Origin of the sequence: Microbacterium croceum (genome assembly GCF_023091245.1) — a bacterium.
In the GTDB taxonomy this organism is placed as follows: domain Bacteria; phylum Actinomycetota; class Actinomycetes; order Actinomycetales; family Microbacteriaceae; genus Microbacterium; species Microbacterium croceum.
The window spans coordinates 634,081-659,657 of the sequence record NZ_JAHWXN010000001.1; the positions used below are offsets into that span (position 1 = coordinate 634,081).

Consider the following 25,577-nt stretch of genomic DNA (forward strand, 5'->3'; position numbering starts at 1 on the left):
CAGGCGAGGATCGACTGTTTGTCATGCCTCACCATCTCGGGCATTGTGGAGACGGGTCGCCGACAGCTCCTCACGCTTGTCTCGCAGCGACAGAACGAACACATTGAGAGAACATGCTCCCTCGGCACAGCGCAGTCACACTGGAACAGGTCGCCCGTCAGGCGGGGGTTTCGCGCGCCACGGTGTCGCGCATCGTGAACGGGGTGTCCACGGTCGACCCTGCGCTCGCCGAGCGCGTCAACGTGGTCGTGAAGCAACTGGGCTATGTGCCCAATCTGTCCGCCCGTTCGCTCGCGAGCCGCCGGGCGGGAGCTGTGGCCCTCGTCGTACCGGAAGACGTGGAGCGCTTCTTCGGCGATCCCTTCTTCGGGGCGCTGGTGGCTGGAATCCAGGGAAAGATGCGGGGCTCCGGTTTCCTCCTCGACGTGCTGATCGCGGCGGACGACCCTCGACAGACGTCGGATCTGCTGCTCGGGGGCAAGGTCGATGCAGCCATCCTCTTCTCGCACAGGATCGAGCAGTCGTTCATGTCGATGATGTCGGCTTCGCTTCCTGTCGTACTCGCAGGACGACCCTCCGACGCAACCGAACCGACGTGCCACTACGTCGATGTCGACAACCGGGGAGGCGCGGAGTTCGTCACCCGTCATCTCCTGGAGAGGGGCCACCGCCGGATCGCGATGATTCGAGGGCCGGAGGATTCGCCGGCCGCGGCCGATCGCCTGCAGGGGTATCTCGACGCGCACGAGGCGGCGGGCATCGAGCCCGGGCCGATCGTGGCGGGGGACTTCACGAGCGCCGGCGGCGTCGCCGCCGCTGAACGACTGCTCGATGAGGGTGCGTCGTGCACAGCGGTCTTCGCTGCGAACGATCTGATGGCGATCGGAACGATGGGTGTCCTCAGACGACGGGGGCTTCGGATCCCAGACGACATCGCGGTCGCCGGCTTCGACGACGTGCCGTCAGCGGCGGATACGGTTCCGCCGCTGACGACCGTGCGTCAGCCCTCGCGTGAGCAGGGTGCGGCCCTCGCGGAGGCGGCTCTCGCGCTGGTCGCGGGGGAGCAGGTCGAACAGGGACAGGTGCTCGCGACCGAGCTCATCGTCCGCGAGTCCACCTGAATCCCGGGGTCGTGGTCAGCCCTTGACGGCACCCGCCATGATTCCGCTGACCAACTGCTTGCCTGCGAAGACGAACAGGAGCAGAAGGGGCGCCGTGGCGAGGAGCACTCCGGTCAGGACGACCGAGTAGTCGACGAAGTAGCCCGACTGCAGCAGGGATAGGGCCACCGGCAGCGTCGGGTCCTGCCGGTCGAGCACGATGAACGGCCAGAAGAAGTTGTTCCACGCGGAGACGAAGGTGAAGAGCCCGAGCATCGCCGCTGCCGGTCGCGCCGCGGGGACTCCGACCGTGAGGAACGATCGGAACGAGGATGCGCCATCGACCCTGGCCGCTTCGATGAGCTCGTCGGGTACGGCCTGTCTGAGGTACTGCGTCATCCAGAACACGCCGAAGGCGCTGGTGAGCGACGGGATGATGATCGCGCCGATGTTGCCGGTCCAACCGAGCTCGCTGAACATGATGTACAGCGGCACCACACCCAGCTGCATCGGCACGGCCATGGTCGCCACGACCATCACCAGCAGTCGTCCCCGCCCGCGGAAATGGAGCTTCGAGAAGGCCCACCCTGCCAGGGTCGAGAAGAAGACGACCGAGACGGCGATCAGAGTCGAGCTGTAGATCGAGTTCCACAGCGCACGCCAGAAGTTGACCGACGGGTCGTTGACGACCTTGTCGACATTCGTCCAGAAGTTGCCCCCGGGCAGCCACGACATGTGCGGGTCTCGCACCGTGTAGGAGTCGCCGGATCCGATCAGGAACGACCAGTAGAAGGGGAACACGCTGGCCAGCAGCACGACGCCCAGGAAGAGGTAGACCCACGGGCTCGGTCGCGAGAACCGTCGCGCGCGACGGACGTTCTTCGATGGGCTCGGCATCGGCAGGTGACGGCTCATCGGTTGGCCTCCTCGACCGGTCGTGCGTTGTCGTGGGTGGTACGGCGTGGGCGAAGGACGCGACGCCCGGGGTTCTCCGCGACCGCCGCAGCATCGTCACGGACCAGCCCTCGCGTGACGATCAGGTTGATGAGCCCGACGAGCAGGATGAGCGCGAAGAGGATCCACGCCATCGCGGCTGCTCGACCGAAGTCCCACTCGCCCCATCCGACGTTGTAGAGGTAGAGCGCGATCGTGAGCCACTGGTTGTCGGGGCCGCCTGTGCCCGTGTGGTCGTACATCCGAGGCTCGTCGAAGACCTGGAGCCCACCGATCGTGGAGGTGACGACGACGAAGATCAGGGTTCCGCGCAAGCCGGGGATCGTGATCGACAGGAACTGACGGATCGCCCCGGCACCATCGACCGTCGCCGCTTCGTAGTACTCCCGGGGAATCGCCTGCATGGCGGCGAGCAGGATCAGCGTGTTGTACCCGGTCCACCGGAAGTTGACCATTGTGGCGATCGCGACGTGGCTGGCGAACGGATCGGTGTGCCAGGGGATCGACGTCATTCCCAGTTGCGTGAGCAGCGAGTTCACGAGCCCGAACTTGTCACCGAACATGTTGCTGAAGATCAGCGCGACCGCGACGGGAGCCATGACGTAAGGGACGAGAACGCTCATGCGCCAGAAGGTGCGTGCTCTGATGTTGCGATCGAGGGCGGCGGCGATGATGATCGCTGCGACGAGCTGCGGAATCGTGGAGAGCAGGAAGATGCTCACCGTGTTGCGCAGCGCGATCCAGAAATCGGGTGCGGAGAGCACGCGCCAGTACTGGTCGAATCCCACGAACTCACCCGTGCCGCGAACCATGTCCCACTCCATGAGCGAGATGACGGCCGTGTAGCCGATCGGGAAGAGGCCCGTGGCGACGAAGATCAGGAAGAACGGCGCGATGTACAGATACGGCGCGGACTTCACGTCCCACCGGGTCAGCTTCTCCCGGAGAGCGGAATCGCCGTTCCGCTGCGGCAGGATCGAACGATGTGAAGGCATGAACGAAGTCTCATTTCGTTGAGAAGCCCCCGCCCGTGACCCGGGCGGGGGCTGTGGATTACTCGATCGAGTTCACCTTTTCGACCCACTGGTCCCAGGAGGCTCCCGCGTCCTGCGTGCCGTCTTCGACGCGGGCGATCGCGTCGCCCATCGCGGTCGCGACCTGGAAGTACAGCTCACCCTTGAACGGAGCGACCTCGACCGCCTGCGCCCGGTCGGAGAAGATCTGCCCGATGGGGGCGTCGTTGAAGAACGGGTTGGTCGCCTCGAGAAGGATCGGCGAGCTCATCGCCTCGACCTGGCTGGGGAAGAGGCCCGCGTTCTCGAAGTACTTGAGCTGCTGTTCCGGCGCCGTCAGCCAGTCGGCGAGCTTCTGCGCCTCTTCGACGTTGGCTCCGGAAGCCGGGACGGTGAGATACGAGCCACCCCAGTTGCCGCCGCCGTTCGGGAAGACATTGGCGACGTCCCAGGTGGTGACGTCCTTCGCGTTGCCCTCGATGACGCCCAGCATCCAGCCCGGGCAGAGCATGGTCGCGAAGCCGCCGTTGGCCATCGCCGCGTACCAGTCGGTGCTCCACTGGCTCAGATGAGCCGACTGCGTCGAGCTCGCGGCCAGCAACTGGTCGTAGGACTTGCGGACCTCGTCGTTCTCGGTCGCGATGATCTCGCCGGTCTTCGGGTCTTCGTAGGGAACGGCGATCTGGTTGATCATCCCCTGCCAGACTCCTCGCGCCGAGTCGAAGAAGGGAAGCCCGGTCGCTTCGACGTACTGGTCTCCGATCTCGAAGTAGCGCGCCCAGTCTCCACCGAGAAGCTCGGCCACGGCGTCACGGTCCGTGGGAAGGCCGGCGCCCTCGAACAGATCCGAGCGGTAGCAGATCGCCAGCGGACCGATGTCCGTGCCGTATCCGATGAGGTTGCCTTCGGGATCGGTCGCCTCTTCGACCTTCCAGTCCAGCCAGCGATCCTTCAGGTCGGCAGGCACGGGTGCGAGCAGGTCCGCGTACTCCATCACCTCGGGCAACCAGTCGCCCTCTACATACTCGATGTCGGAGAGACCGGTCTTGCCGAGCTTCTGGAAGAAGTTGGTGCGGGCGTCGTCGGTCGTGGCGGCCTTGTTGTGAACGATCTTCACCCCCGGGTTGAGCTCTTCGTACTCGGCGAACATCTCGTCGGCGAAGCCCGAATCGTTGAACGTCCCCACCGTGAGGGTCACGTCGCCCGATGCGGCGTCGTCCTCTGCGGCCGGCGCGCATCCCGTCAGCAGCAGACCGACCGCGGCCGCTCCTGCCCCGAATCGGATGATGTTGTGTTTCCTGGTCACCACTTGACACTCCTTTGCGTGTGGATCTGCGTGCGTGTTCCTGGCGGCGGATGCCGTCAGGAGCGCCAGCGACTGATCGCACCAGTCGTCGGCGGACAGCCATGGACTGTTCATCGCATGGCGGGCTTACGAGGGGTCACCAATCGATCGGAGTACCGTCTTCACGTTCCGCGACCGGCAGGTACGAGCGTTCATAGGGAAAGGCGCGTGCGGCGACCTCGTCGAACTCCACGCCCAACCCCGGTGCATCACCCGGGTGGAGGTATCCCCTGTCGAATGAGTAGTCGGCCCGGAACACGGAGAGCGTGTCGGGGGCGTACCCCATGTACTCCTGGATGCCGAGGTTCGGTGTGGCGATATCGAGATGCAGCGAAGCCGCCATCGTGATCGGCGAGACATCCGAGGGGCCGTGAGGGGCGACCTTGACCTGGTAGAGCGACGCGAAGTCGTTGATCCGGCGAGACGGCGAGATCCCACCGGCGTGCATGACGCTGGTGCGGACGAAATCGATGTACTGCCCGGAGATGAAGCCCATGCAATCCCAGATGGTGTTGAACACCTCTCCGATCGCCAACGGGGTCGTGGTGTGCTGGCGAACCAGGCGGAGCGCTTCCTGGTTCTCGCCCGGTGTGACGTCTTCGAGCCAGAACAGCCGGACCGGCTCCAGATCCCTGCCGAGACGCGCTGCTTCGATCGGTGTGAGTCGATGGTGGGCATCGTGGAGCAGCCGTATGGAATCCCCCACGTGTGAGCGCACCGCCTCGAGAACGCCGGGGATGTGGCGGAGGTAGGCGTCGGTGTCCCAGACCTCGATCGGGGGGAAGCCGTTGGTCGGTTCGTCCGGTTCGGGAGACGCGACCGCGTACACGCTGCGTCTTCCGGGAATCCCGGACTGTGCGCGCACGGCGAGGTAGCCCGCTTCGAGCTTCTCGTCGACGGCGTCGAGAAGCTGCGGCACCTCCCAGCCTGATGCGTGGGCGTAGGTCAGCACTCCCTCCCGCACCGCGCCGCCGAGCAGCTGGTACACGGGCACGCCCAGCTCCTTGCCCTTGATGTCCCAGAGCGCGAGATCGACGGCTCCGATGGCGGCCATCGTGATGGGCCCGCGTCTCCAGTACCCGCCTTTGTAGAGCCACTGCCAGGTCTGCTCGATCCGCTGAGCATCGCGCCCGACGAGCAGCGGGCACACATGATCGCGCAGGTAGGAGGCGACGGCCAGTTCGCGCCCGTTCACGGTGGCGTCTCCCCAGCCGACGACGCCGTCGCTCGTGACGATCTTGACGGTGACGTAGTTGCGGCCGGGCGAGCACACGATGACTTCGGCGCTCTCGATGGTCGACGGCATCAGACACCTTCTCCCGAGATGCGTGTGCGGACGATGTCGGTTCTCTCGGCCAGATCCGATATCGAGACACGGTCGTAGCCGAAGATCGCGGAACGGACGAGGTCATGCAGGGGAACCGTCCATCGCTGATCGATCCCCTCGGGCCCCGCGAGCACACCCGCGACGGCTCCGACGGTCGCGGCGTTGGAGTCCGTGTCGAATGCCCCTCGAACGGCCAGTTCGATCGACTGGCTGAAGTCGCCATCGCCCCACAGCAGCGCGGCGGTGATCACCCCGGCGTTGTTGATGCTGTGCACCCAGTTCTTCTCGCTGTGTCTCGTGTGCAACGCGACGAGCGTCGTCTCCCAGGTCTCCCCGTCCGTGAAGGCGTTCAGCACGGTACGAACTTCGCTCGCGAGCCTGCTGTGCGGGGGAATATGACGCAATGACTCGTGGATGAGTTCGGAGACATCGTGGATCCCGAAAGCCCCTGCAACCAGTGAGGCCGCCCACATCTCCGCATAGATGCCGTTTCCTCGGTGGGAGACGACCGCATCTTTCCAGGCCAGCTCGGCCGCCCTCCGCGGATCTCCGGGGCACACCATGCCGAAGACGTCGGCGCGGATGAGTGCACCGATCCACTCCCGGTACGGATTCTCGGTGCCGCCGGCAAGCGTCGGCGGCACCCCGCGAACGATGTTCCGGTAGGCCGCGCGCTCCGCCGTGAACGTCTGGCGATAGGGGAGTCGCTCGAGCCAGGCGGCAGCGATGTCAGCGGGAGCGAATGCTGCGCCATGCTGCTCGAGAATGTGCAGGTTCAGGATCGTGTAGTCGATGTCGTCGTCTCTGCTCGACCCGTCCACGCGTCCGCGCGTGCTCTCGGTCCAGTTGGGCAGGAAGCCCCACTCGAGGGCAGCTGAGCTCGACACGGGGATGTAGTCGACGAGAGGCACGGCGTCGACGGACGCCAGGTAGGCGTTGATCTTCTCGTAGCTCCAGTGTGTGCCGTCCTCGATCGGCTTGCCGAGCATGTTGCCCACGATGCGCCCCGTCCAGGCCGCGTGGATTCCCGCTCTGGCGATGTCGTCGCTGACCGGCGTGGTGTGCGGTGCGGGAAGCAGCGCGCGGATCGCGTCGAGCTCGGAGGGTTCGCTCGCCGAATAGTTCGGGTTCCCGAGGGTCTCGAGTTCCGCGGTGAGGGCGAGGAAGTCGGCGTCGGATGCTCCGCTCCGCTCGAGGAGCCGGAACCGCTCTCCGTGAGTCGTCACGTCGTGACCGCTGTCGGATGCGTGCCGCAGCTCGTGGCGAGCAAGATCACGAGGGATCGCGTCGTCACCGTTGACCGTCGAGGGCAACGCCTGCGGCTGGGCGTCGGAAGTCAGCATCTGTGATGGCTCCAAGTCTGTGATCACTGGGAGAGAGCGCTCTCTCAGTGATCCGACGATAGCTGCCGACTCGCGCTCGCGTCAACTCGAAGGAGGGCATCTCGGCGGACACTTCGGGGCGGCATCCGCTCTGTGAGCCTTGTTCTTTATATGTAGAATAAGCCGCATGGCGAAGCTGACACGGGTCACGGCACCCACTCTCGACGTGGTGCAGGTACTGCTCGGATCCGCGGATCCGATCTGGGGGCTCGCGTTGGCCAAGGAGGTGGACCGCGCACCCGGAACGGTGTATCCGATCCTCTCCCGGCTCGAGGAGCTCGGGTGGATCGTCGGCGACTGGGAGGGGGAGTCCGATCATTCAGGACCGCGCCGCCGGTACTACCGCCTCACGGATGAGGGACGCGTGGAGGCGGCCGCGCTCGTGGCGGCGCGTGCTCGCCGGGTCGTGTCGGCGCCGACGCCGCGACTCGCCTTCGGGGTCTCGGGATGAACGGTTCCGAGGCGCTCATCCGCATCGCCGCGGCGCTTCTTCCGCGGTCGCGGCGGGAGGTGCGCCGCGAGGAGTGGCTCGCCGATCTCGCCGGAGCAGAAGAACTCGGCATCCCTCGTCTGCAGGTGGCGCTCGGCGCTCTGCAGGCCGCGCTGTCCGAGGGGGTGAGCGCGCGGCGCGGAACCTTCACGCGCCGTCGGGTCTTCGCGGTCGGCGCGATCCTCGTCGGTGCGGTCGTGGTGGGTGCCCCGGCGGCGGCCATCGCGGTGATGCTCGTCTCCGATGCACGCGGTGTGGTGACGGTCGAGGCCACGGAAGACGGACAGCGCGAGGTGTTCTGGCGGGACTACCCGGGGATGCCCGGCCTCGATCCCGACGACGTCCTCTCCGGCCCCAGCCTGGAAGAGGGAGAGGCCGCCGGACGGGCGTTGCTCGAAGAGATCGAGACGGCGCTGACCGCCGAGTTCGGTCTCGAGTGGGCACCGCCGTCCACGGGCAACGGAGACCAGGTCGCCTTCCCCGCGCAGAACGACTATGGCGGGCCGTCGATGCTCCGCACGCTCAATGTGCAGGGGCGCCAGTCCACCCGTGTGCCCACGACCTGGGCAGAGAAGGAGCGGGCGCTGGAGATCATCGCCAGTGTCGCGGCACGACGCGGCTTCACGGAGCTGACCCTCGATCACGACGCCGAGTACATGACGGCCGCCGAGGTGGAGCAGGCCTTCGGCGCGGTGACCCCGGAGGAGTCGGTGATCGTCTCGGGGATCATCGAAGGCCCCACGGGGCAGTGGCTGATGTTCGCGATGCAGGATCTGTCACTCGACACTGACGGGCGCTTCACGGAGCAGGCTGAAGCCTCGGCAGAGTACGGCTCGCTTCCGAACACCATCTCTGTCATGTACGGCGCGAATGGGCTGCTGCCGGATGCCGATCGGGCAGAGTTCGAGCGCCGGCTGAAGCCCTACGTCGGCCTCGCGCGTCCGGAGCCGTTGGAGAGCTGAGCCCCGTCGAGGTCGGCGTCGTGCCCGGCCGCATCCAGGGGGCTGCGGTGCGGTTGCCGTCTGCAGGAGAAGTTGCCGGATGCAAGATCGTTCGCTGGAGTCTTCTCCTGCAGGCCGCGAGATGTCCTGCACGACGTCACGCCGGCGGCACCCAGGTGCCTTCGTCGCGGATGGCGCCGGTGATGCGTCGGCTCACGGTGCGTAGTTGCTTCGCCTGGGTGGGCGTGAGCGCATCGAAGACGAGGCGCCGCACGAGTGCGGCATGTCCTGGTGCGGCGGCGCGCGCGGCAGCTGCTCCTTCGTCGGTGAGCGTTGCGAGAGTGACGCGGCCGTCAGTGGGATCGGGCGCGCGGTGCGCCCAGCCGCGGGCTTCGAGTCGTGCCACCGCGCGGGAGAGGCGGGACAGCGTGCTGTTGGCGTAGCTCGCCAGTTCCGTCATCCGCAACGTGCGCTCGGCCGCCTGGGAGAGGGCGAACAGGATGCCGTAATCGAAATGACTGATGCCGGAATCTCGCTGCAACTGGGTGTCGAGCGCAGCCGGGAGCCACTCGAGCAGGGTGGCGAGAGCTGACCACGTCTCGAGCTCCTCGTCGCGGAGGGCGTCAGATGGTCCGAGGTCGGTCATGCCCCCACCCTAGATCATGACTTGCTCAGGAAACTCATCGCGCCTAAGCTTAACTTTCCTAAGAAAGTAAAACCACGAATGGATGTAGCAGTGAATCTCGAACTCGATGACAAGAAGGTCTTCGTCAGCGGCTCCACGCAGGGCATCGGCTTCGCGGTGGCCGCTGCCTGCGCGTCCGAGGGGGCAGCGGTCGTGCTCAACGGGCGCTCGCCGGAGCGGGTCGCAGACGCCGTCGCGAGGCTGCGTTCAGAGGTGCCGGAGGCGGATGTGTCCGGCATCGCCGCCGACCTCTCGGATGCCGCGGAAGTGCACGCGCTGATCGAGGAGCTCGGCCACGTCGATGTGCTGGTCAACAACGCGGGCATCTTCGATGTCGTGCCTTTCGCGGAGCTCGATGACGCGGCGTGGACGCGTTCGTTCGATGTCAACGTCCTGGGCGCCGTTCGGCTGTCGCGTCAGCTCCTGCCGGCAATGCTCGCCGAGGGGTGGGGTCGGATCATCTTCGTCGGCACCGAGTCGGCGGTCGATGTTCCAGCCGACATGATTCACTACGGGGCTTCGAAGGCCGCGGCGCTCGCGGTCGCGAACGGCCTCGCCAAGCTGACGCGGGGCACCGGGGTCACGGTCAACACCGTGCTCGGCGGTCCCACGTACTCCGACGGCGTCTCGAGTCAGGTGGAACAGATCGCCGCAGCGAACGCGGTGTCCGTCCGCGACCTGAAGAGCTCACTGGTCCGCGACACGTCGCTTCTTCAGCGGTTCATCGAGCCGGCGGAGATCGCGCACTTGGTGGCCTATCTCGCCAGTCCCTTGTCGTCAGCGACCAACGGTGCGGCTCTGCGCGCCGACGGCGGGGTTCTCACGACCATGCTCTGAAGGCAGAGCCCTCGTGTTGATCCTCGCCCTCGGGCATGGGCGGGGAGAGAGCGCGTCATTCACCCGTGTCGATGACTTCCCACGCGCCTAGACGAGTGAATCCCGATGCGAGCGCGAGCGCGACCGAGGCAGCGTTGTCGAGCTGACAGCGATACTGCGGTTCGTATCCTCGCCGCAGTGCCTCTGCACTCATCGCTCGGACAGTCACGCGGCCCAGCCCACGACCACGGAACGCGGGGAGCGTGATCACTCCGAGATCAGCGAGGCGCGTTCCGCTCCACGGGTACATGCTCGCCGCACTCACCAACCTGTCGTCGATGAACGTTCCGAACACGAGCCAATGGTCGAGTTCGACGAACGCTTCGTCGAGGTCCTCCTCGGGCGCTTCGCTTGCGAAGTCCTCGAAAACCGACGCGTCCGCGGCAGTGAGCTGGCGCGTCTCGGCACCGAAACTCTCGCTGAGAAGAACTGCCTGGCCTTCGAGTGCCAGGTAGAAGAGATGATCCGGATCGTTGAAAGAGATTCCCACGCGCTCCATCCGTGCGGAGAGATCAGCCGGGTCGACGCGCTCCTCGCCAACGAGCTCGAGCTCCCTCGCCCGCTCGAGCGAGACCGAGAGCACGGCGCTCCCATCTTCTCGCCGCAGCAACGACACCGATCTGTTCGCCGACAACGCGGGATCGACCGACACCGCGACCTCGCCCGCCGGCAGACTGCGGACTTCGTCCGGCACCCATTGGGAGAGCACAACCGATGAGAACACGACCAGGACCTTTCGGGCGGGCGACGACTTCCAGTTACGACCTTAAGTGGGCGCCCTCCCTGCAGTCCATCGGCTTATCTGCGCGTCAGCGTCGCACCGGGTCGGCGTCGCCTGTGAGGAACCGGTCGAGTTCGCGCAGGGTGGGCGCGGCTTCCCAGTCGCCCGGCACCAGGCAGGCCATCGCGCCGCAGGCGTTGGCGCGGCGCAGCAGGGCGTCCGTGTCGGCTCCGTCGAGCAGGGCGCTGAGGTACCCGGCGACGAACGCGTCGCCGGCGCCGACGGTGTCGACCACGTCGATCACGAACCCGGGCGATGTGATGACCCTGTCGCCGATGTGCACGGCTGCGCCCTTCGGCCCGAGCTTGACGACGACGGCAGCGCACCCGGCCGCGTGGAGCAACGCAGGAGACTCCTCGGGCGCCGCCTCCGGGTACAGGATGGCGAGTTCCTCGGCCCCACCGAACACGATGTCGGCCCGCTCGGCGATCTCGCGGAGCACGGGCCCTGCGACTGCCGCCGAACCCAGTGCGGACCGGTAGTTGATGTCGAAGCTCACGGTCACGCCCGCGGCTTTCGCCTGATCCAGGGCCGCGTGCACGGTATCCCTGGCCGATTCCGACAGCAGCGGTGTGATGCCGGTGAGGTGCAGCAGCGCGGCGTCTTCGACCCAGCCGTCCGGGAGATCGGAGGCGGACAGCCGCGACCCCGCGGACCCCGCCCGGTAGTAGTGGACGGCGGTCGATGAGACCGACGGCTTCTCCTTGACCATGAGTCCGGTCGGGGCATCCGCGTCGACGACCGCGTGCACCTCGATGCCCTCGCCGCGGATCTCCCGCGCCACTCGCTCACCGAGAGAGTCGTCGCCGACACGGCCCAGCCACGACACCGCGGCGCCGAGCCGAGCCAGTCCGATCGCGACGTTGCTCTCCGCTCCGCCGATGCCGAGACGCAGCTCGGAGGCGTGGCGCAGAGAACCGATCTCGGTCGTACGCACCAGCGCCATGGTCTCGCCGAGTGTGACCACCGCAGGTCGAGTCATGGTGTGCAGACCTCGACGAAGGCCTGCGCCCGATCGTGCAGTGCGCCGAGATCGCCACCGCTGAACGCATCGCCGAGCAGCGGGCCGCCGACGCTCACCGCGACCGCACCCGCCGCCAGCCAGGCTTCGGCTCCCGCCAGGTCGACGCCACCCGAAGGCACCGCGACGATGCCGGGGAACGGGCCGCGCAGGTCCTTCAGATACCCGGGGCCGACCTGGCCGGCGGGGAACACCTTCACGGCTGATGCGCCAGCCGACCACGAGGCGAACAGCTCGGTCGGGGTGAGGCCGCCGGGAACGATCGGCACACCGGCATCCGTCGCCTGCTGCACGAACGCGGCCGAGGTGATGGGGGTGACGATGTACGCCGCTCCCGCATCGATCGCGCGAGCGAGGTCGTCGGTGCCCGTCACGGTGCCGATGCCGAGGTCCACCGCGTCACCGAAGCGCTCGCGCAACCGGGGGAAGTGCGCGAATGTGCCCGGTGTGGTGAGCGTCAATTCGACACTGCGGATGCCGGCGTCCACCAGCACGTCGAGCACGGCGTCGTAGTCCTCGGCACGCTGTGCGCGGGCGACGACGATGAGCCGCGACTCGACCGTGCGCGTGGGCAGTGCGCGGCGTGCGACCTCACCAGTCATGGACGGTCCCGTCGAGCAGGCGGTTCACGGGCAGGTATGCCTTGGTGTACTCGTATCCGGCCGCGGCCTCTTCATCGAGCTCGACGCCGAGGCCGGGCTGCTCGCCGGGGTGCAGGAAGCCCTTGTCGAACGTGAACGACGTCTGGAACACCTCGAGCGTCTTCTCGTTGTGCGGCATGTACTCCTGGATCCCGAAGTTGTGGATAGCGAGGTCCAGGTGCAGCGCGGCGGCCATACCGACGGGCGAGATGTCGGTCGGGCCGTGGATGCCGGAGCGGATGCCGTAGATCGCGGCGAAGTCGAGCAGTTTCTTCATCGCCGTGATGCCGCCGGTGTGGGTGACGGCAGAGCGCACGTAGTCGATCAGGCGTTCGGTGATGAGCGTCTGGTAGTCGTACACCGAGTTGAAGACCTCGCCGATCGCGAGCGGAGTGGTGGAGTGCTGGCGCACCAGGCGCAGTGCGGACTGGTCTTCGCCGGGCGTGCAGTCCTCGAGCCAGAACAGGTCGTAGGGCTCGATGTCCTTCGCGAAGCGGGCGGCCTCGATCGGAGTCATCCGGTGGTGGCCGTCGTGCAGGATTCGCAGGTCGGTGCCGAAGTCCTCGCGGATCTGCGAGAAGATCCCCGGCATGTGGTTCAGGTAGTTGCGGGTATCCCACCGCTCCTCGCTGGGGCGGCCGTTCTCGACGCGCTTGGCGGGCTCGTAGTCGTAGCGCACGCCCGGGCCGCTGGACGAGACGCCGTAGATCTGGCCGAGGCCGGGCACACCGGTCTGCACGCGCACCGCGGTGTAGCCGAGCTCTTCGTACCCGGTGATCGCGTTCTTGAGCGCCGCATAGTCGGTGCCGGAGGCGTGCGCGTAGACCCGCACACCCTCGCGGCTCGCGCCGCCGAGCAGCTGGTACAGCGGCATCCCGGCCTTCTTGGCCTTGATGTCCCACAGCGCCATGTCGACCGCGGCGATCGCGGCCATCGTGACGGGTCCGCGGCGCCAATACGGTCCGCGGTAGAGGTACTGCCAGGTGTCTTCGATCCGGTCCTCGTCGCGGCCGATGAGCATCGAGGCGACGTGGTCGGAGAGGTAGGAGGCGACCGCGAGCTCGCGACCGTTCAGCGTGGCGTCGCCCCACCCGACGATGCCGTCGGAGGTCGTGATCTTGAGCGTGACGAAGTTGCGTCCGGGGCTGGTGATGTTGACGTCGACGAGCTCGATGGTCATGGCAGAGGTTCCTCAGGAGTGGGGGTGGAGGTGGGGTGCGGCCGTTCGGGCGGCCGCACCCCGAGTGGGTGTCGGTTCGGTCAGATCGCGTCGCGCGGGTCGGTGAGGTCGCGACCGGCGACCTCGGGCATCCAGATCGACGCGATCAGTGCGCTCAGCGTGAAGATGAAGAGCATGATGATGATCGGGATGAACGAGCCGGTCACGGCCGAGACCCACGCGGCGGCGATGACGGGGCCGGCGCCGGTCGCGATGATGGCGGCGATCTCACGGGCCATGGCCGTGAAGGTGTAGCGGTTGCGAGCGCCGAACAGCTCGGGCAGCGTGAGGTTCTCGAGCGACGCGAAGCTCATCACCGCGAGGTTATGCAGCACGACGTAGCCGATGAAGACCTGCAGCGTGACGCCGCTGCTGATCATGAGCATCGTCGGGATGATGATGATGAGCGCGATGACCGCCCAGACGATGTACATGCGCTTGCGGCCGAAACGGTCGCCGAGCCAGCCCGACAGCGGCACCGTGATGAAGGCGACGAGCGACGAGACGATCACGGCGTTGACGCCGATCGAGCGGTCGAGCAGCAGCACGACGGTGATGTAGCTGATCAGGTACGTCTGGATCATGCCGGAGTTGCCGGCCTGGCCGAAGCGCAGCAGGAGGGCGATCGAGAACGCCTTCCACGGCTTGCGTTCCATCGCCTCGAGCGTGCGCACGTCGCCGGTCTCGGTGGCGAGCTGGATCGTCTCCTCGCGGGAGAGCGCCTTGCCGTCGACCACGTCGTCGCGCTCCTCGAAGACCGGGGTCTCCTTGAGGTTGAAGCGCACCCAGATCGCGAAGAGCATGATGATCGCGCTGCCGATGAACGGGATGCGCCAAGCCCAGTCGATGACCTCCTGCTCGCTGTACGCGACGAGGAGGATCGCCCAGATGGCGGAGGCGAGCAGGGTTCCGCAGTTGGTGCCGAGCGCGACGAGCGACGCGATGATGCCGCGGCGCTTGGCCGGTGCGTACTCGGCGAGCATGACGCCGGCGCCCGAGATCTCCGCGCCGGCGCCGAAGCCCTGCGCGATGCGGAGGATGACGAGCAGGATCGGCGCGAGGACGCCCACCTGGTTGTACGTCGGCAGGAAGCCGATGAGGGTGGTCGCGAGACCCATCAGGAGGATCGTGTAGAAGAGCACCTTCGTGCGGCCTGTCTTGTCGCCGAGGCGAGCGAAGAAGAAGGCGCCGACCGGGCGGGCGACGTAGCCGACGCCGTAGGTCGCCATCGCCGCGACGACGGCGACGGCCGGGTTCTCGGAGGAGAAGAACAGGTCGGCGAAGACGAGAGCGGCGGCCAGCGAGTAGAGCTGGTAGTCCATGAACTCGAGGGCGGTGCCGAGCCACCCGGAGATCGCGGCGCGGACGAGGTCCTTGACCGATCTCTTCGCGGTGGGGTCGTCGACGGCGGGTGCCGTCGTCTGCGGTTCTGACATGGGAGGTACTCCTTTGGACCGGGAACAGGGGGGTAGTGCTAGAGGGAGAGCAGGACCTTGGCCGAGGCGGACGAGTCGCGAGCGAGCTCGAACGCGCGCACGGCGTCGGATGCGGGGATGACGTGGGAGATGACCGGGTCGAGGGCGTCGGACTCGGCGAGCATCGCCACCGCGTCGTCGATCTCGGTCGAGAAGCGGAAGGCGCCGCGGATCGTGAGCTCCTTCGCCAGCAGAGGAGCGAGGTTGACCCCGATCTCTGCGTTCGGGAGCATGCCGACCTGCACGATGGTGCCGGCACGGCCTGCTGCGCGGACGGCCTGCGTCAGGGCGACCCCGACACCGGAGCACTCGAACACCACGTCGTACGACTCGTTCGCGATGGTGTCGCGGCCGACGAGCGAGAGCTCGGTCGCGCCGAGGGCCTGTGCACGGTCGAGAGGCTCGGTGCGCACGTCGCTGGCGCCGACGACGCCCGCTCCGGCGTGCACGGCGGCCGCGACCACGAGCAGGCCGATGGGCCCGGCGCCGATGACCAGCACCCGCTTGCCGCTGATGTCGCCCGCGAGGCTCACGGCATGGATCGCGACGGCGAGCGGCTCGGCGAGTGCGGCGCGCTCGAGCGGGAGGTTCTCGGGGAGCACGCGCACCATGTGGTCTTCCACCAACAGGTACTCGGATGCCCCGCCCTGGCGGTGCGGGTTCGCCGCCGCGCTGCCGAAGTAGTCGCCACCGGGGCGCAGGTGCGGGCGGTTCTCCAGGCCGGGGACGCGGGGGCCGTAGCGGGCCGGGTGCACGGTCACCGGGGTGCCGGGAACGAGGCGGCCGGACGGATCGAGGTCGACGACGCCTGACAGCTCGTGTCCGGGGGTGAGGGGTTCACGGATCGTGTACTCCCCGTTCGCGCCGTGGAAGTAGTAGTGCAGGTCGGATCCGCAGATGCCGACGTAGTTCACCCGCAGGCGCACTTCGCCGTCACCGGGCGTCGGGACCTCGCGGTCCTCCCAGCGGATGTCTTCCTTGCCGTGGATGGCGAGAGCCTTCATCGTCGCCCCTCCTTCGTGATCGTGTGCGATGCCGAGACGGCGTCGGAGATGGCCGCGTCGACACCGGGACCGCGGATGATGTCGATCAGTTCGCCGACGCGGGTGATGAACGCGTCCTGCCCAGCGAGTTCATCACCGAACAGCTGCAGCCCGGCGATCACACGCTCGGCGAGGTCGCGTCCGTGGCGCGCGCTCGCAGCCAGGGCAGCCAGGCGCTCGCGTGCGGCATCCGTCATGGCGGCGGCATGCAGGCCGGGGTCGAAGCCGGGCAGCGGTGCGAGGCACGACAGATAGCCGGCGACCGTCAGCGCGATCAGCTGCGGCATCTCGCCCTGACCCAGCGCGAGCATCGCCGGCTCCGGGATGCGCTGGCGCAGCTTGACCGAGCCGTCGGTGCCGACCTGGCTCGTGCGGTGGCCGAGCGCAGTGTTGCCCCAGCGTTCGAAGAGCTGACTCTCGTACTCGCGGATGTCGACGCCGGACGGCACATCGACGGACGGCTCGTACTCGCCGCGCAGGAGGGACCGTGCCGCTTCCTCGATCTCGTCGAGACGGATGGCCTCCGGGATCGTGGCGACGCCGCGCAGGGCGCCGAGGTAGGCGATGAGGGAGTGGGTGCCGTTGAGCAGCCGCACCTTCATCTGCTCGTAGCGCCCCACCTCATCCGTGAACACGGCGCCGCCGGCTTCCCACGCGGGGCGTCCGCCGGCGAAATGGTCCTCGATGGCCCACATCGTGAACGGCTCGGCGGGCACCGGAACCTCGTCGCGGACGCCGAGGAGCGCGCTCACCTGCTCGCGCATCTGCGCCGTGGTCGACGGCACGATCCGGTCGACCATGCTGGACGGGAACGTGACCGACTGGTCGAGGAAGGCGAGCGTGTCGGCTCCTTCGCCCTGGGGCAGTGCGTCGAGGAACTCGCGCACCAGCTTCTCGGTGTGCTTGCCGTTGGCGGCGAGATTGTCGCAGCTGAGCACCGAGAGCGGGCCGCCGCCGGCCGAGGCGCGCGCCTGGAGACCGCGGGCCAGCTGGCCGATCGTGGAGCGCGGTGCGCCGCCGCGCAGGTCGGCCTGCACGGCGGGGTCGTCGAGGTCGAGGCGCTGCGTGGCCGCCGAGTAGCTGTAGCCGTTCTCGGTGACGGTGAGCGTCGCGATGCGGATGCGCGGATCCGCGAGGTGTGCGACGATGCGCTCGGGCTGGGCCGCGCCGACGAAGGCATCCGTGTGCACGCCGGGAACGGTGAGCGAGGTGCCCGCGGGCGAGATCGTCGCGACGGAGTAGAGCATGTCCTGCGCGTGCATCGCGTCGACCACTGTGCGAGAGCGGGAGGCGACGCCGATGATGCCCCAGTCGCCACCGGTGCTCTGCAGCGCGGCCGCGGTGTACACCGCCTGGTGTGCCCGGTGGAAGCTGCCGAGTCCGAGGTGCAGGATGCCGGCGCCGGAGGGAGCGGTGGGAAGCGTTGCCGTGCCGGACGATGCGCGCCCGAGTGCGGGGCCCTGGGCGTTCACGGGGTGGTCCTCTCACGGGCTTCGGCGCACCACTGGGGGTGATCGGCGATGATCGTCATGTAAAGCAGTGTGTATGAGTTGTACAAACTTGTCAACCTGTTTTACATCACGGGCGGTGATCGTAGGATTGCGGGACAACCGGAAGGCGACAGTGGCAGCGACATTGACAGACGTGGCGAGGCGCGCAGGCGTGTCCATCGCGACGGCATCCCGCGCCTTCGGTGAACCGGAGCGTCTGGCCGACGGCACGCTCGAACGCGTGCTGCAGGCGGCCACCGATCTCGGCTATTCCGCGCCGCAGTCGGCCGTCGCCACCCGCACGTTCGGCGTCGTGGTGCCGGACGTCGCCAACCCCGTCTATGCGACTCTGCTCAAGGCCATCCAGGGGCAGGCGTGGCATGGGCGCCACCGCATCGTGCTGTTCGACGCCGATGAGGACCTGCGGCGCGAGCGCGAGCAGATCGAGCAGGCCCGCAAGCTCGACGGCATGCTGCTGTGCTCGCCGCGACTTCCCGATGCCGATGTGCTCGCGCTCGTCGGAGACACCCCCTACGTGGTGGTCAACCGCCAGATCGACGGAGCGGCCTGTGTGTTGATGGACACCGAGCACGGGCCCAGTCAGGCGATCGAGCACCTCGCTGCGCTGGGCCACACGCACATCGCCTATGCCGCCGGACCGCGCGGCTCCTGGGCGGATGTGCGTCGCGCCGACACCATCGCACGGGCCTGCGAGCGCCACGACATCCGGCTCACCCCGCTGAGTCATCATGCGGCATCGATCCAGGGCGGTCGCGCGGCTGCCGCGCCCGCTGCGGCGAGCGGAGCCACGGCCGTCGTCGCCTACAACGACCTCGTCGCGCTCGGCCTCGAGGCGGGGTTGCTCGAGCTCGGTCGCCGCTGCCCCGCCGACATCAGCATCGTCGGGATCGACGACATCGACCTCGCCAGCACCGTGACTCCCGCTCTCACCACCGTGCGGATGCCGATCGAGCGCAGCGGCGCACTGGCGGTCGATCTGCTGCTGCAGGCCATGGCCGGGGGCGTGATCAGCGACGTCGTGACACTCGGGTCGCAGTTGATCGTGCGCGCATCGACGGCGGCTCCGCGCGCCTGACGTGCACCGCCGTGCGGGCTCCCGCCATGGCTATCGGTCTTCCCGGTCGTGCATCCGTCGTGTCGCGACTTTTCCGACCGCTGAGGGGTCAAGACGCGCCGCATCATGCGGCCCGGCTACGGCGCGTCTTGACCCCTCACGGCTCGGTTCAGCGCTGACCGAGCCGCACCTCGCCGAGCAGGCGCGCGCTCGTGCGTGCGAGCGCACGCCGCGACAGCAGACGGGTGCCGAGCGCGAGCAGATGGTTCCTGGTTCCGGAGATGACGCTGGGTGCGCCGTGCGCGCGATCCAGCTCCCGGAAGGCCGTGTCGATCACCTGCGCGGAGGTCTGCTGGCGGCCCACGGATGCTGCGTCGCTGCCGACGACGTCGAAGAACTCGGTCTTCGTCGAACCGGGGCTCACGGCGAGAACGCGCAGGTCGGTGCCGCGTGCCTCCGCCCACAGCGCCTCGGTGAAGCTCAGCACGAACGCCTTGGTGGCGCCGTAGACGGCCATGCCGGGTGTGGGCTGGTACGCCGCGGTGCTCGCGACCGTGACCAGAGCGCCGCGTCCCTGCAGCAGCTGCGGGAGGAAGGCGCGGGTCAGCTCGACCAGCGTGACCACGTTGAGCTGGATCTCGCTGCGGGTGCGGGCGGGGTCGGCCTGATCGAAGGCGATGTGCGAGCCGAAGCCTGCGTTGTTGATCAGCGAGGTGATGCGGATGCCGCGCCTGTCGATCTCGTCGCGGAGTGCGGCTGCGGCGCCGGCGACGCCCAGATCCGCGGGCACGACCTCGACGTCGACGTGAGTGCTCGCTCGCAGCTCGGCCGCGAGCGCCTCGAGTCGGTCGACGCGTCGGGCCACGAGCACCAGGTTCGAACCGCGCGCCGCGAATCGTCGGGCGAACTCCACGCCCAGTCCTGAGCTCGCTCCGGTGATGAGTGCGGTGCCTCCGTGCAGGTCGAGCGTCATGATGGTGCCTTCCTTGATGTTGTCAGTGTCATCATTGTGCACGTGTCGCCGGGTGTTGTCAATGTCTACATCTGCTCGTAGGATGGGAGGGTGCCCGAACAGCGCTATCACCACGGCGATCTCCGCCGCACGCTCCTCGAAGCCGCCCGCGCGAGCATCGAGGTCGATGGCGTCGAAGCGCTGTCGTTGCGCCAGCTGGCCCGTGACGCCGGGGTCAGCCATGCGGCCCCCAGTCGCCACTTCCGCGACAAGCAGGCTCTGCTCGACGCGCTCGCCGAAGACGGTTTCCTCCGCCTGAGCGCGGCGCTCGACGAGGTCGCGGGTGCAGAGGCGACGACCGTGGCGGACGTGCGGCAGCGATTCGACGAGCTCGCTCGCGGGTATGTCGCCTTCGCGCTCGCGCAGCCCACGCTGCTGTCGCTCATGTTCGGGTTGAAGCATGCGCCGGACGCCCGTGCCGAACTCATCGAGGCCGGGCACGCGTCGATGGCGATCACGATGCGCGTCGTCGAAGCGGCGCAGCGGCTCAGCGCGATCGGCCCCGGCGATCCTCAACGCATCGCGCTCACCGCCTTCGCCACCTTCCACGGCGTGGCGACGCTGAGCTCGGGTGGGCTGCTCGACGGCGTCGCGGCGGAGGACCTGGTCGAGACCGCGGGCGAGATCTTCTGGCGAGGGCTGCAGCCGGCGGCCTGAGCTCCTCCCGCCCTGTGCACGCCCTGAGGGGTCAAGACGCGCCGCATCACGGGGCCCGGCTGCGGCGTGTCTTGACCCCTCACGGCTCGGGGGCCTTCCCTTTCCGCCGCGGCCGTATGACTCTGGAGGGGAGAGATCCATCGACGAGGGAGTGCACGATGTCGAATCCAGATGCCTTGATCAACAGCTTCGAGGACTTCTCCGGCCTTCCGGAGGTCCCGGAGGAGCCGGAGGTTCCGGAAGAGGTCGAAGAAGAGATCGCCGCGGCTCGCGAAGACGAGTGAGCGCAGATGAACAGGATTTTTTTCCTGTTCAGCGGTAATTTGACTTCCCCTGGGAAGTGGCTATGGTCGGGAGTGTCAGCCGCCAGCCATCAAGGGGAAGCGAGTTTCACATGTCCAAGAAGTCACCGCAGGCACGCGACGGCAAGAAGGTCCCGCAGCTCTCGCTGAAGGAGAAGCGCCTCGCGAAGCGGTCGAAGCAGGAGCCCGAGGCGTTCATCAAGCCGCGCAAGCGCGCGAACGCCTGATCCGCGCCTCTCGCGGGGTCGGGGTCGCGCCGATCCGGTTCGTCTCCGACCCCGCGGCACGCGTCACCGTCACGGCATGACCGCTACTGCGCGCGCATGTAGTCCTCGGCCGCGCGGACCTGATCAGCGGAGGGACGGATGCCGGTGTAGAGCACGAACTGCTCGAGCGCCTGCAGCGTCGCGACCTCGGCGCCGGTGATCACGGTCTTGCCGGCCGCGCGGCCCGCCGCGACCAGGGGTGTCTCCGCCGGCAGCGCCACGACGTCGAACACGACCGATGCCGCCGCGATTGCAGCGTCGTCGAACGAGAGCGCGTGCTCATCGGGCCCGCCGGCCATGCCGATGGGCGTCACGTTCACCAGGACGTCCGCCTCGAGGCCCGCGGCATCCGCCCGCCATCCGAAGTCGTACTGCGCGGCGAGTGCGCGGCCGATGCCCTCGTTCCTGGCGACGATCGTGACTCTGGTGAAGCCGGCGTCGCGGAACGCGGCGGCCGTCGCTTTCGCCATGCCCCCGGAGCCGCGCAGCAGCACGGAGGATGCGGGGTCGAGGCCGTTCCGTTCGATCAACTGCGCGATCGCGGAGTAGTCGGTGTTGTACGCCACGAGAACACCGTCATCGTTGACGATCGTGTTGACGGAGTCGATCGCGGTCGCGGAGGCATCCATCCGATCGACCAGGGCGATCACATCCTCCTTGTACGGCATCGAGATCGCACACCCGCGGATGCCCAGGCCGCGGACACCGGCGATGGCCTGCGCGAGGTCGGTCGGCGCGAACGCCTTGTAGATCCAGTTCAGCTCGAGTGCCTCGTACAGGAAGTTGTGGAAACGGGTTCCATTGTTGCTGGGGCGCGCTGACAGCGAGATACAGAGCGTCATGTCCTTGTTGAGCATCGTCACGGCTCCAGGCTACTTGCGCGACCTCGCGCTCGAGCAGCTTCGTGCGCGCACCTGATCGGCGGAGCGATCGAGAGGGGTCCGGTGTCCCCCTGTAGACCGCGGCGAAACGCCGCGAATCCGACGTCGATTTCGGCGTAGTGCGACGTGAAGCCCCGCCGTTCCGCGGGTTGCGGGGGCGCAACGAAGGCGGAACCACGGCGCCGTTCCATCCGCTCTCTGCCGCGCGTACCGTCGACCCCGGCTCCGCACCTCGGGTGGACATCTCCCCCGAGCGTCGCGATCAGCGCCACGTGACCATCGGGGAGAACGTCATGGATTCATCGGAAGCGCCGTTCCGTGTCGACGGCGACCGTCGTCGCCTTCGCCGCCGTCGAGTGACCCGTCTGGGGGCGATGGCGTGCACGGCGATGCTCATCGCCTTCTTCGGCGTGGTCGGCGCGACCGGCGGAGCAGGGAGCGCTTCGGCAGCCCCCGGTTCGCCGGGGGTGCCGGGCGCTCCTGCTGTTCTCTTCCAGGAGGACTTCCAGCAGGGCACCGGCATCACCGAGCTCGAGAACTACGTCTCCGCATCCGGGGCGACCTACTCGGCCGATCCGTTCTGGCTCGACGCCACCGCGTGCAACGGCTTCATCCTGAGCCAGCCCGACCCTTTCCCCGGCGGCACCGTCTGCGGGGGACGGGCGACCGAGTGGACCGAGGTGCAGCGTAAGGCCGCAGCCCTCGGACTTCTCAACAGCCCGCAGAACTCGACGACCAACCGCGCTGTCTCGAGCAACACGTCCTCGAACGGCCCGGCCAATGCCCGCCAGTTCATCAGCTCTCAGCTCTCGGTGCCGTCGAATGGGCGTTTCATCACCTTCTCCGTGGATGCAGCCGCGACGAACTGCGCCACCGGCAACCAGCCGTCGCTCCGGTTCTACCTCACGAACGCGGCCGGCACGGAGACGCCGGTGTCCAGCTCGGCCATCAACCCCTGCACCGACTCGCGACGGCTGACCACGACCGCATTCGGCGGCTCCGTCAGCTACGGCCGCTTCCCGGCGAACGGCTCGATGCTCTACACGAGCGCCACCCTCGGCATCACCATGCGCAATGTTCAGGGCAACGGGATCGGCAACGACGGTGCGTTCGACAACATCCGCGTCCTGGACGTGACCCCGCAGCTGGACAAATCGTTCAGCCCGGCTTCCGTACCGACGGGCGGCACCTCCACCCTGACGCTCACGGTCACCAACACGAGCGAGCTCGCCGAGAAGGTCGGCTGGTCGTTCACGGATTCCCTCCCCACCGGCCTCGCTGTGCGTTCCCCCGCGAACGTGGGGGGCACGTGCACCGCGACGGTCGCCGCCGCAGCCGGGGCGACATCCGTGGTCGTCTCGAACGGAAGGCTCAACGCTGGACAGGCGTCGTGCACCATCACCCTGGACGTCACCTCGAACACCGCGGGGACATACGACAACTGCGCCGCGAACATCACCGCGCACGTGGGCATCGACCTTCCCGCCTGCGCATCGGTGAGGTTCTTCCCATCCGACCCCTGCGTGGCGGTGCCGGTGTGGACGAACACCGCGAATGCGCTGCAGCAGTACAACCCCACGACCTTCCAGCTCGTCTCCTCGACCCCGCTGGCGCGTGAGTACGGGGACATCGCGTGGAGCAGCAACGGAAGTGCGCTGTACGGGGTGGACTATGACGGTGGCACGGGTCGGGCGCCGGTGTTGAGGCGGATCGATCCGGTGACCGGTGCTGAGCTCGCATCGGTTGCGATCACGGGGCCGATTCTGACGCAGGCGACGGTTCCGGGTCCGAGTGCGACTCTGTACAGCCTGAACGCGCTGGCGGCGCTGGATGCGAACACGTTGCTGGTGGGGTCGTACTCGTCGAGGGCGATCTATCGGCTGGATGTGAATACCGGGGTCACGACGCTGTGGACGCAGTTCCCGAGCCAGATCAGTTCTGCGGGCGACTTCACGGTGCTGCCGGACGGCGACATCCTCGCCTTCGGTGTACGCCCTCTCGATGGAAATCTGTCGAACTCGCGGGTCTACCGCATTCATCCTGACGGGTCGATGACGCAGATCGGCACCGTACCGGCGATGTGGGGTGGTGCGCAGTCCGGAGGCAACTTCTTCATGGCCGCCCCGAGCGGTCAGCTCAATCGGATCTCGCTCGCGTCTCTGCCCACGGCGGCGAGCACGGCGATGCTCTCCTACACGACGGTGCTGTCGGGAGGACCGCAGTTCTACGGGGCGAGCGCCGTTCAGGATGCCGGTCAGTGCGTCGGTCTGACGATCACGAAGGCACCGAGCCCGGCAGTCATCACCGGACCGGGGCAGACCGTGACCTACAGCTTCACCGTGAAGAACATCTCCGACGTGCGCATCCAGAACATCGTGGTGACCGATGTGCAGCAGGCGCCTGCGGGGGCGTTGACGTCTGGTCCGACCTGCCCCGTCACGGTGCTGAACCCGGGGCAGAGCACTGTGTGCACGGGCACCTATATCGCCACGAACGCGGACGTCGCTCATGGTCGCATCGACGACACGGCCACCGCGGCCGGCGCGACGCAGGAGGGCCGCGAGGTCATCTCGAACCAGGCGACGGCGACGGTGCCGATCCAGCCGGTTCTGACCTGGTCGTTGTCGAAATCAGCGTCAGTCGCCGGAGTCCCCCTTGCCCAGGGCGCCGTCGTCGAGCCCGGGGACGAGATCTCCTACACGGTCACCGCGGTCAGCGCGGCCACGGTCGACATCACCGGCGTGACGCTGTCGGACGACCTTGCCGAGGTATTGGATGACGCGACGTTCGTTCCGGGGTCGGGGCAGCTCGTCATCGGCGCAGGCACTCCGGTCGCGGTCGCCGATCCTGCAGGGGCGGTCCTGACAGCAGGACCGTTCACGCTCCCGAAGGGTGCGACGGCGACTCTGACCTACCGGGTGACCGTGGGGGCGGACGCGTGGTCGTCGACGCTCACGAACGTGGTCACGGGAGCGGCAGGAACTCCGGCCGCGCCGATCGATCCGGAACCGTGTGACGAGGACTGCACGACGTCGCAGGTGACGCCGACGCCGGTGCAGATCCAGAAGGTCGGTGAGGCGTCGACCGGGGCTGTGGTGCCGATGGACGGGTCGTCGTGGGCGATCTTCTCGGCGGAGACCGGGGGAACGGCGCTCGTGGACCCGGTGCCGGCGGCGGTGTCGGGTGGGACTCCGGTGACGGGTCTGTTCCGTGACGTCACCCTCACGGCGGGGACGTACTGGTTGGAGGAGACGCGGGCGCTGGACGGGTTCGCGCTGCTCGCAGGGCGGGTGCCGTTCACGGTCGCCGCCGACGGCACGATCACGCTCGGCGCCGGTGTCTCCTCGAATGTGCAGCTGGTGGATGTCGACGGCATCCGCACGATCCGTGTCGAAGACGTTCCCGCTCTCGATCTCCCGGACGCCGGAGGGCCCGGCACGGCCTGGATCTCCCTGATCGGCCTCACCCTCCTCCTCACCGGCACCACCGCCGGCACCCTCAACCTCGCGCGACGACGACGAGCACTCGCCGTCACCTCACGCGGTCCCCGGGCGTGACATGCGCGCCCACCCGAATACCCGAGAAACGCAAGACCAGACCC

24 protein-coding genes are annotated in these 25,577 nt (G+C 67.7%); 9 read left to right on the top strand and 15 right to left on the bottom strand.

Annotated elements, in window-relative coordinates:
• Positions 1–113 precede the first annotated feature (113 nt).
• Positions 114–1,121 (top strand): LacI family DNA-binding transcriptional regulator, encoded by a 1,008-nt coding sequence (locus KZC51_RS02980; protein WP_247628529.1) that lies wholly within the window; start codon positions 114–116, stop codon positions 1,119–1,121.
• Positions 1,122–1,136: 15 nt separating this feature from the next.
• On the opposite strand, the gene KZC51_RS02985 is transcribed toward KZC51_RS02980, so the two are convergent.
• From KZC51_RS02985 to KZC51_RS03005, 5 genes are all read right to left on the bottom strand, one after another.
• A complete protein-coding gene (locus KZC51_RS02985) occupies positions 1,137–1,997 on the bottom strand; it encodes a carbohydrate ABC transporter permease (protein ID WP_247630575.1) in 861 nt (286 codons plus the stop codon).
• 14 nt (positions 1,998–2,011) lie between these two features.
• Entirely contained in the window at positions 2,012–3,049 is a 1,038-nt protein-coding gene (locus KZC51_RS02990) for a carbohydrate ABC transporter permease (protein WP_247628530.1), read from the bottom strand.
• Positions 3,050–3,107: 58 nt separating this feature from the next.
• Entirely contained in the window at positions 3,108–4,376 is a 1,269-nt protein-coding gene (locus KZC51_RS02995; RefSeq protein ID WP_247628531.1) for an ABC transporter substrate-binding protein, read from the bottom strand.
• A 133-nt stretch (positions 4,377–4,509) separates the two neighbouring features.
• Positions 4,510–5,718: a D-mannonate dehydratase ManD gene (gene manD, locus KZC51_RS03000; protein ID WP_247628532.1), complete on the bottom strand. Its 1,209-nt coding sequence runs from the start codon at positions 5,716–5,718 to the stop codon at positions 4,510–4,512.
• Positions 5,718–7,082 carry an ADP-ribosylglycohydrolase family protein gene (locus tag KZC51_RS03005; protein WP_247628533.1) on the bottom strand — a complete coding sequence of 455 codons (1,365 nt, stop codon included), beginning with the start codon at positions 7,080–7,082 and terminating at the stop codon, positions 5,718–5,720. The genes manD (KZC51_RS03000) and KZC51_RS03005 overlap by 1 nt, the downstream gene beginning before the upstream one ends.
• Before the next feature lie 166 nt (positions 7,083–7,248).
• Here KZC51_RS03005 and KZC51_RS03010 point away from each other — a divergent pair, with 166 nt between their 5' ends.
• Both KZC51_RS03010 and KZC51_RS03015 read left to right on the top strand, forming a co-directional pair.
• On the top strand, positions 7,249–7,572 hold the full coding sequence (locus KZC51_RS03010) for a PadR family transcriptional regulator (protein WP_247628534.1): 324 nt from the start codon (positions 7,249–7,251) through the stop codon (positions 7,570–7,572).
• Complete coding sequence (locus KZC51_RS03015) at positions 7,569–8,573, top strand: LppA family lipoprotein (protein WP_247628535.1); 1,005 nt, start codon at positions 7,569–7,571, stop codon at positions 8,571–8,573. The genes KZC51_RS03010 and KZC51_RS03015 overlap by 4 nt, the downstream gene beginning before the upstream one ends.
• A gap of 136 nt (positions 8,574–8,709) precedes the next feature.
• Here KZC51_RS03015 and KZC51_RS03020 read toward each other — a convergent pair whose 3' ends face one another.
• Positions 8,710–9,198, bottom strand: a complete 489-nt coding sequence (locus KZC51_RS03020; RefSeq protein ID WP_247628536.1) for a MarR family winged helix-turn-helix transcriptional regulator — start codon at positions 9,196–9,198, stop codon at positions 8,710–8,712.
• Between the two features lie 90 nt (positions 9,199–9,288).
• Between KZC51_RS03020 and KZC51_RS03025 the strand changes: the two genes are divergently transcribed.
• The gene (locus KZC51_RS03025; RefSeq protein ID WP_247628537.1) at positions 9,289–10,074 is read left to right on the top strand and encodes an SDR family NAD(P)-dependent oxidoreductase; all 786 of its coding nucleotides are present in this window, start codon (positions 9,289–9,291) and stop codon (positions 10,072–10,074) included.
• A gap of 55 nt (positions 10,075–10,129) precedes the next feature.
• Here KZC51_RS03025 and KZC51_RS03030 read toward each other — a convergent pair whose 3' ends face one another.
• From KZC51_RS03030 to KZC51_RS03060, 7 genes are all read right to left on the bottom strand, one after another.
• Positions 10,130–10,696, bottom strand: a complete 567-nt coding sequence (locus KZC51_RS03030; RefSeq protein WP_247628538.1) for a GNAT family N-acetyltransferase — start codon at positions 10,694–10,696, stop codon at positions 10,130–10,132.
• 226 nt (positions 10,697–10,922) lie between these two features.
• Complete coding sequence (locus KZC51_RS03035) at positions 10,923–11,876, bottom strand: sugar kinase (RefSeq protein ID WP_247628539.1); 954 nt, start codon at positions 11,874–11,876, stop codon at positions 10,923–10,925.
• Positions 11,873–12,517, bottom strand: a complete 645-nt coding sequence (locus tag KZC51_RS03040) for a bifunctional 4-hydroxy-2-oxoglutarate aldolase/2-dehydro-3-deoxy-phosphogluconate aldolase (protein ID WP_247628540.1) — start codon at positions 12,515–12,517, stop codon at positions 11,873–11,875. Before KZC51_RS03040 ends, KZC51_RS03035 begins: the two co-directional genes overlap by 4 nt.
• Entirely contained in the window at positions 12,507–13,736 is a 1,230-nt protein-coding gene (gene manD, locus KZC51_RS03045; protein ID WP_247628541.1) for a D-mannonate dehydratase ManD, read from the bottom strand. Before manD (KZC51_RS03045) ends, KZC51_RS03040 begins: the two co-directional genes overlap by 11 nt.
• An 80-nt stretch (positions 13,737–13,816) precedes the next feature.
• On the bottom strand, positions 13,817–15,211 hold the full coding sequence (locus tag KZC51_RS03050; protein ID WP_247628542.1) for an MFS transporter: 1,395 nt from the start codon (positions 15,209–15,211) through the stop codon (positions 13,817–13,819).
• Between the two features lie 38 nt (positions 15,212–15,249).
• Positions 15,250–16,254 carry an L-idonate 5-dehydrogenase gene (locus KZC51_RS03055; protein WP_247628543.1) on the bottom strand — a complete coding sequence of 335 codons (1,005 nt, stop codon included), beginning with the start codon at positions 16,252–16,254 and terminating at the stop codon, positions 15,250–15,252.
• Positions 16,251–17,765: a mannitol dehydrogenase family protein gene (locus tag KZC51_RS03060; RefSeq protein ID WP_247628544.1), complete on the bottom strand. Its 1,515-nt coding sequence runs from the start codon at positions 17,763–17,765 to the stop codon at positions 16,251–16,253. Before KZC51_RS03060 ends, KZC51_RS03055 begins: the two co-directional genes overlap by 4 nt.
• A gap of 172 nt (positions 17,766–17,937) precedes the next feature.
• Here KZC51_RS03060 and KZC51_RS03065 point away from each other — a divergent pair, with 172 nt between their 5' ends.
• Complete coding sequence (locus KZC51_RS03065) at positions 17,938–18,879, top strand: LacI family DNA-binding transcriptional regulator (RefSeq protein ID WP_308194283.1); 942 nt, start codon at positions 17,938–17,940, stop codon at positions 18,877–18,879.
• A 148-nt stretch (positions 18,880–19,027) separates the two neighbouring features.
• On the opposite strand, the gene KZC51_RS03070 is transcribed toward KZC51_RS03065, so the two are convergent.
• Positions 19,028–19,831 carry an SDR family NAD(P)-dependent oxidoreductase gene (locus KZC51_RS03070; protein ID WP_247628546.1) on the bottom strand — a complete coding sequence of 268 codons (804 nt, stop codon included), beginning with the start codon at positions 19,829–19,831 and terminating at the stop codon, positions 19,028–19,030.
• 90 nt (positions 19,832–19,921) lie between these two features.
• Here KZC51_RS03070 and KZC51_RS03075 point away from each other — a divergent pair, with 90 nt between their 5' ends.
• From KZC51_RS03075 to KZC51_RS17600, 3 genes are all read left to right on the top strand, one after another.
• Positions 19,922–20,527, top strand: coding sequence for a TetR/AcrR family transcriptional regulator (locus KZC51_RS03075; RefSeq protein WP_247628547.1), 606 nt, complete (start codon positions 19,922–19,924; stop codon positions 20,525–20,527).
• A gap of 158 nt (positions 20,528–20,685) precedes the next feature.
• Positions 20,686–20,811, top strand: coding sequence for a hypothetical protein (locus KZC51_RS17595; protein ID WP_281731703.1), 126 nt, complete (start codon positions 20,686–20,688; stop codon positions 20,809–20,811).
• A 110-nt stretch (positions 20,812–20,921) separates the two neighbouring features.
• Complete coding sequence (locus KZC51_RS17600; protein WP_281731704.1) at positions 20,922–21,056, top strand: hypothetical protein; 135 nt, start codon at positions 20,922–20,924, stop codon at positions 21,054–21,056.
• 83 nt (positions 21,057–21,139) lie between these two features.
• Here the strand turns inward: KZC51_RS17600 and KZC51_RS03080 are convergent, their stop codons facing one another.
• Positions 21,140–21,958 carry a shikimate 5-dehydrogenase gene (locus tag KZC51_RS03080; RefSeq protein ID WP_308194284.1) on the bottom strand — a complete coding sequence of 273 codons (819 nt, stop codon included), beginning with the start codon at positions 21,956–21,958 and terminating at the stop codon, positions 21,140–21,142.
• Between the two features lie 137 nt (positions 21,959–22,095).
• Here KZC51_RS03080 and KZC51_RS17805 point away from each other — a divergent pair, with 137 nt between their 5' ends.
• Positions 22,096–25,533, top strand: coding sequence for a DUF7933 domain-containing protein (locus KZC51_RS17805; protein WP_247628548.1), 3,438 nt, complete (start codon positions 22,096–22,098; stop codon positions 25,531–25,533).
• Positions 25,534–25,577: the final 44 nt, after the last annotated feature.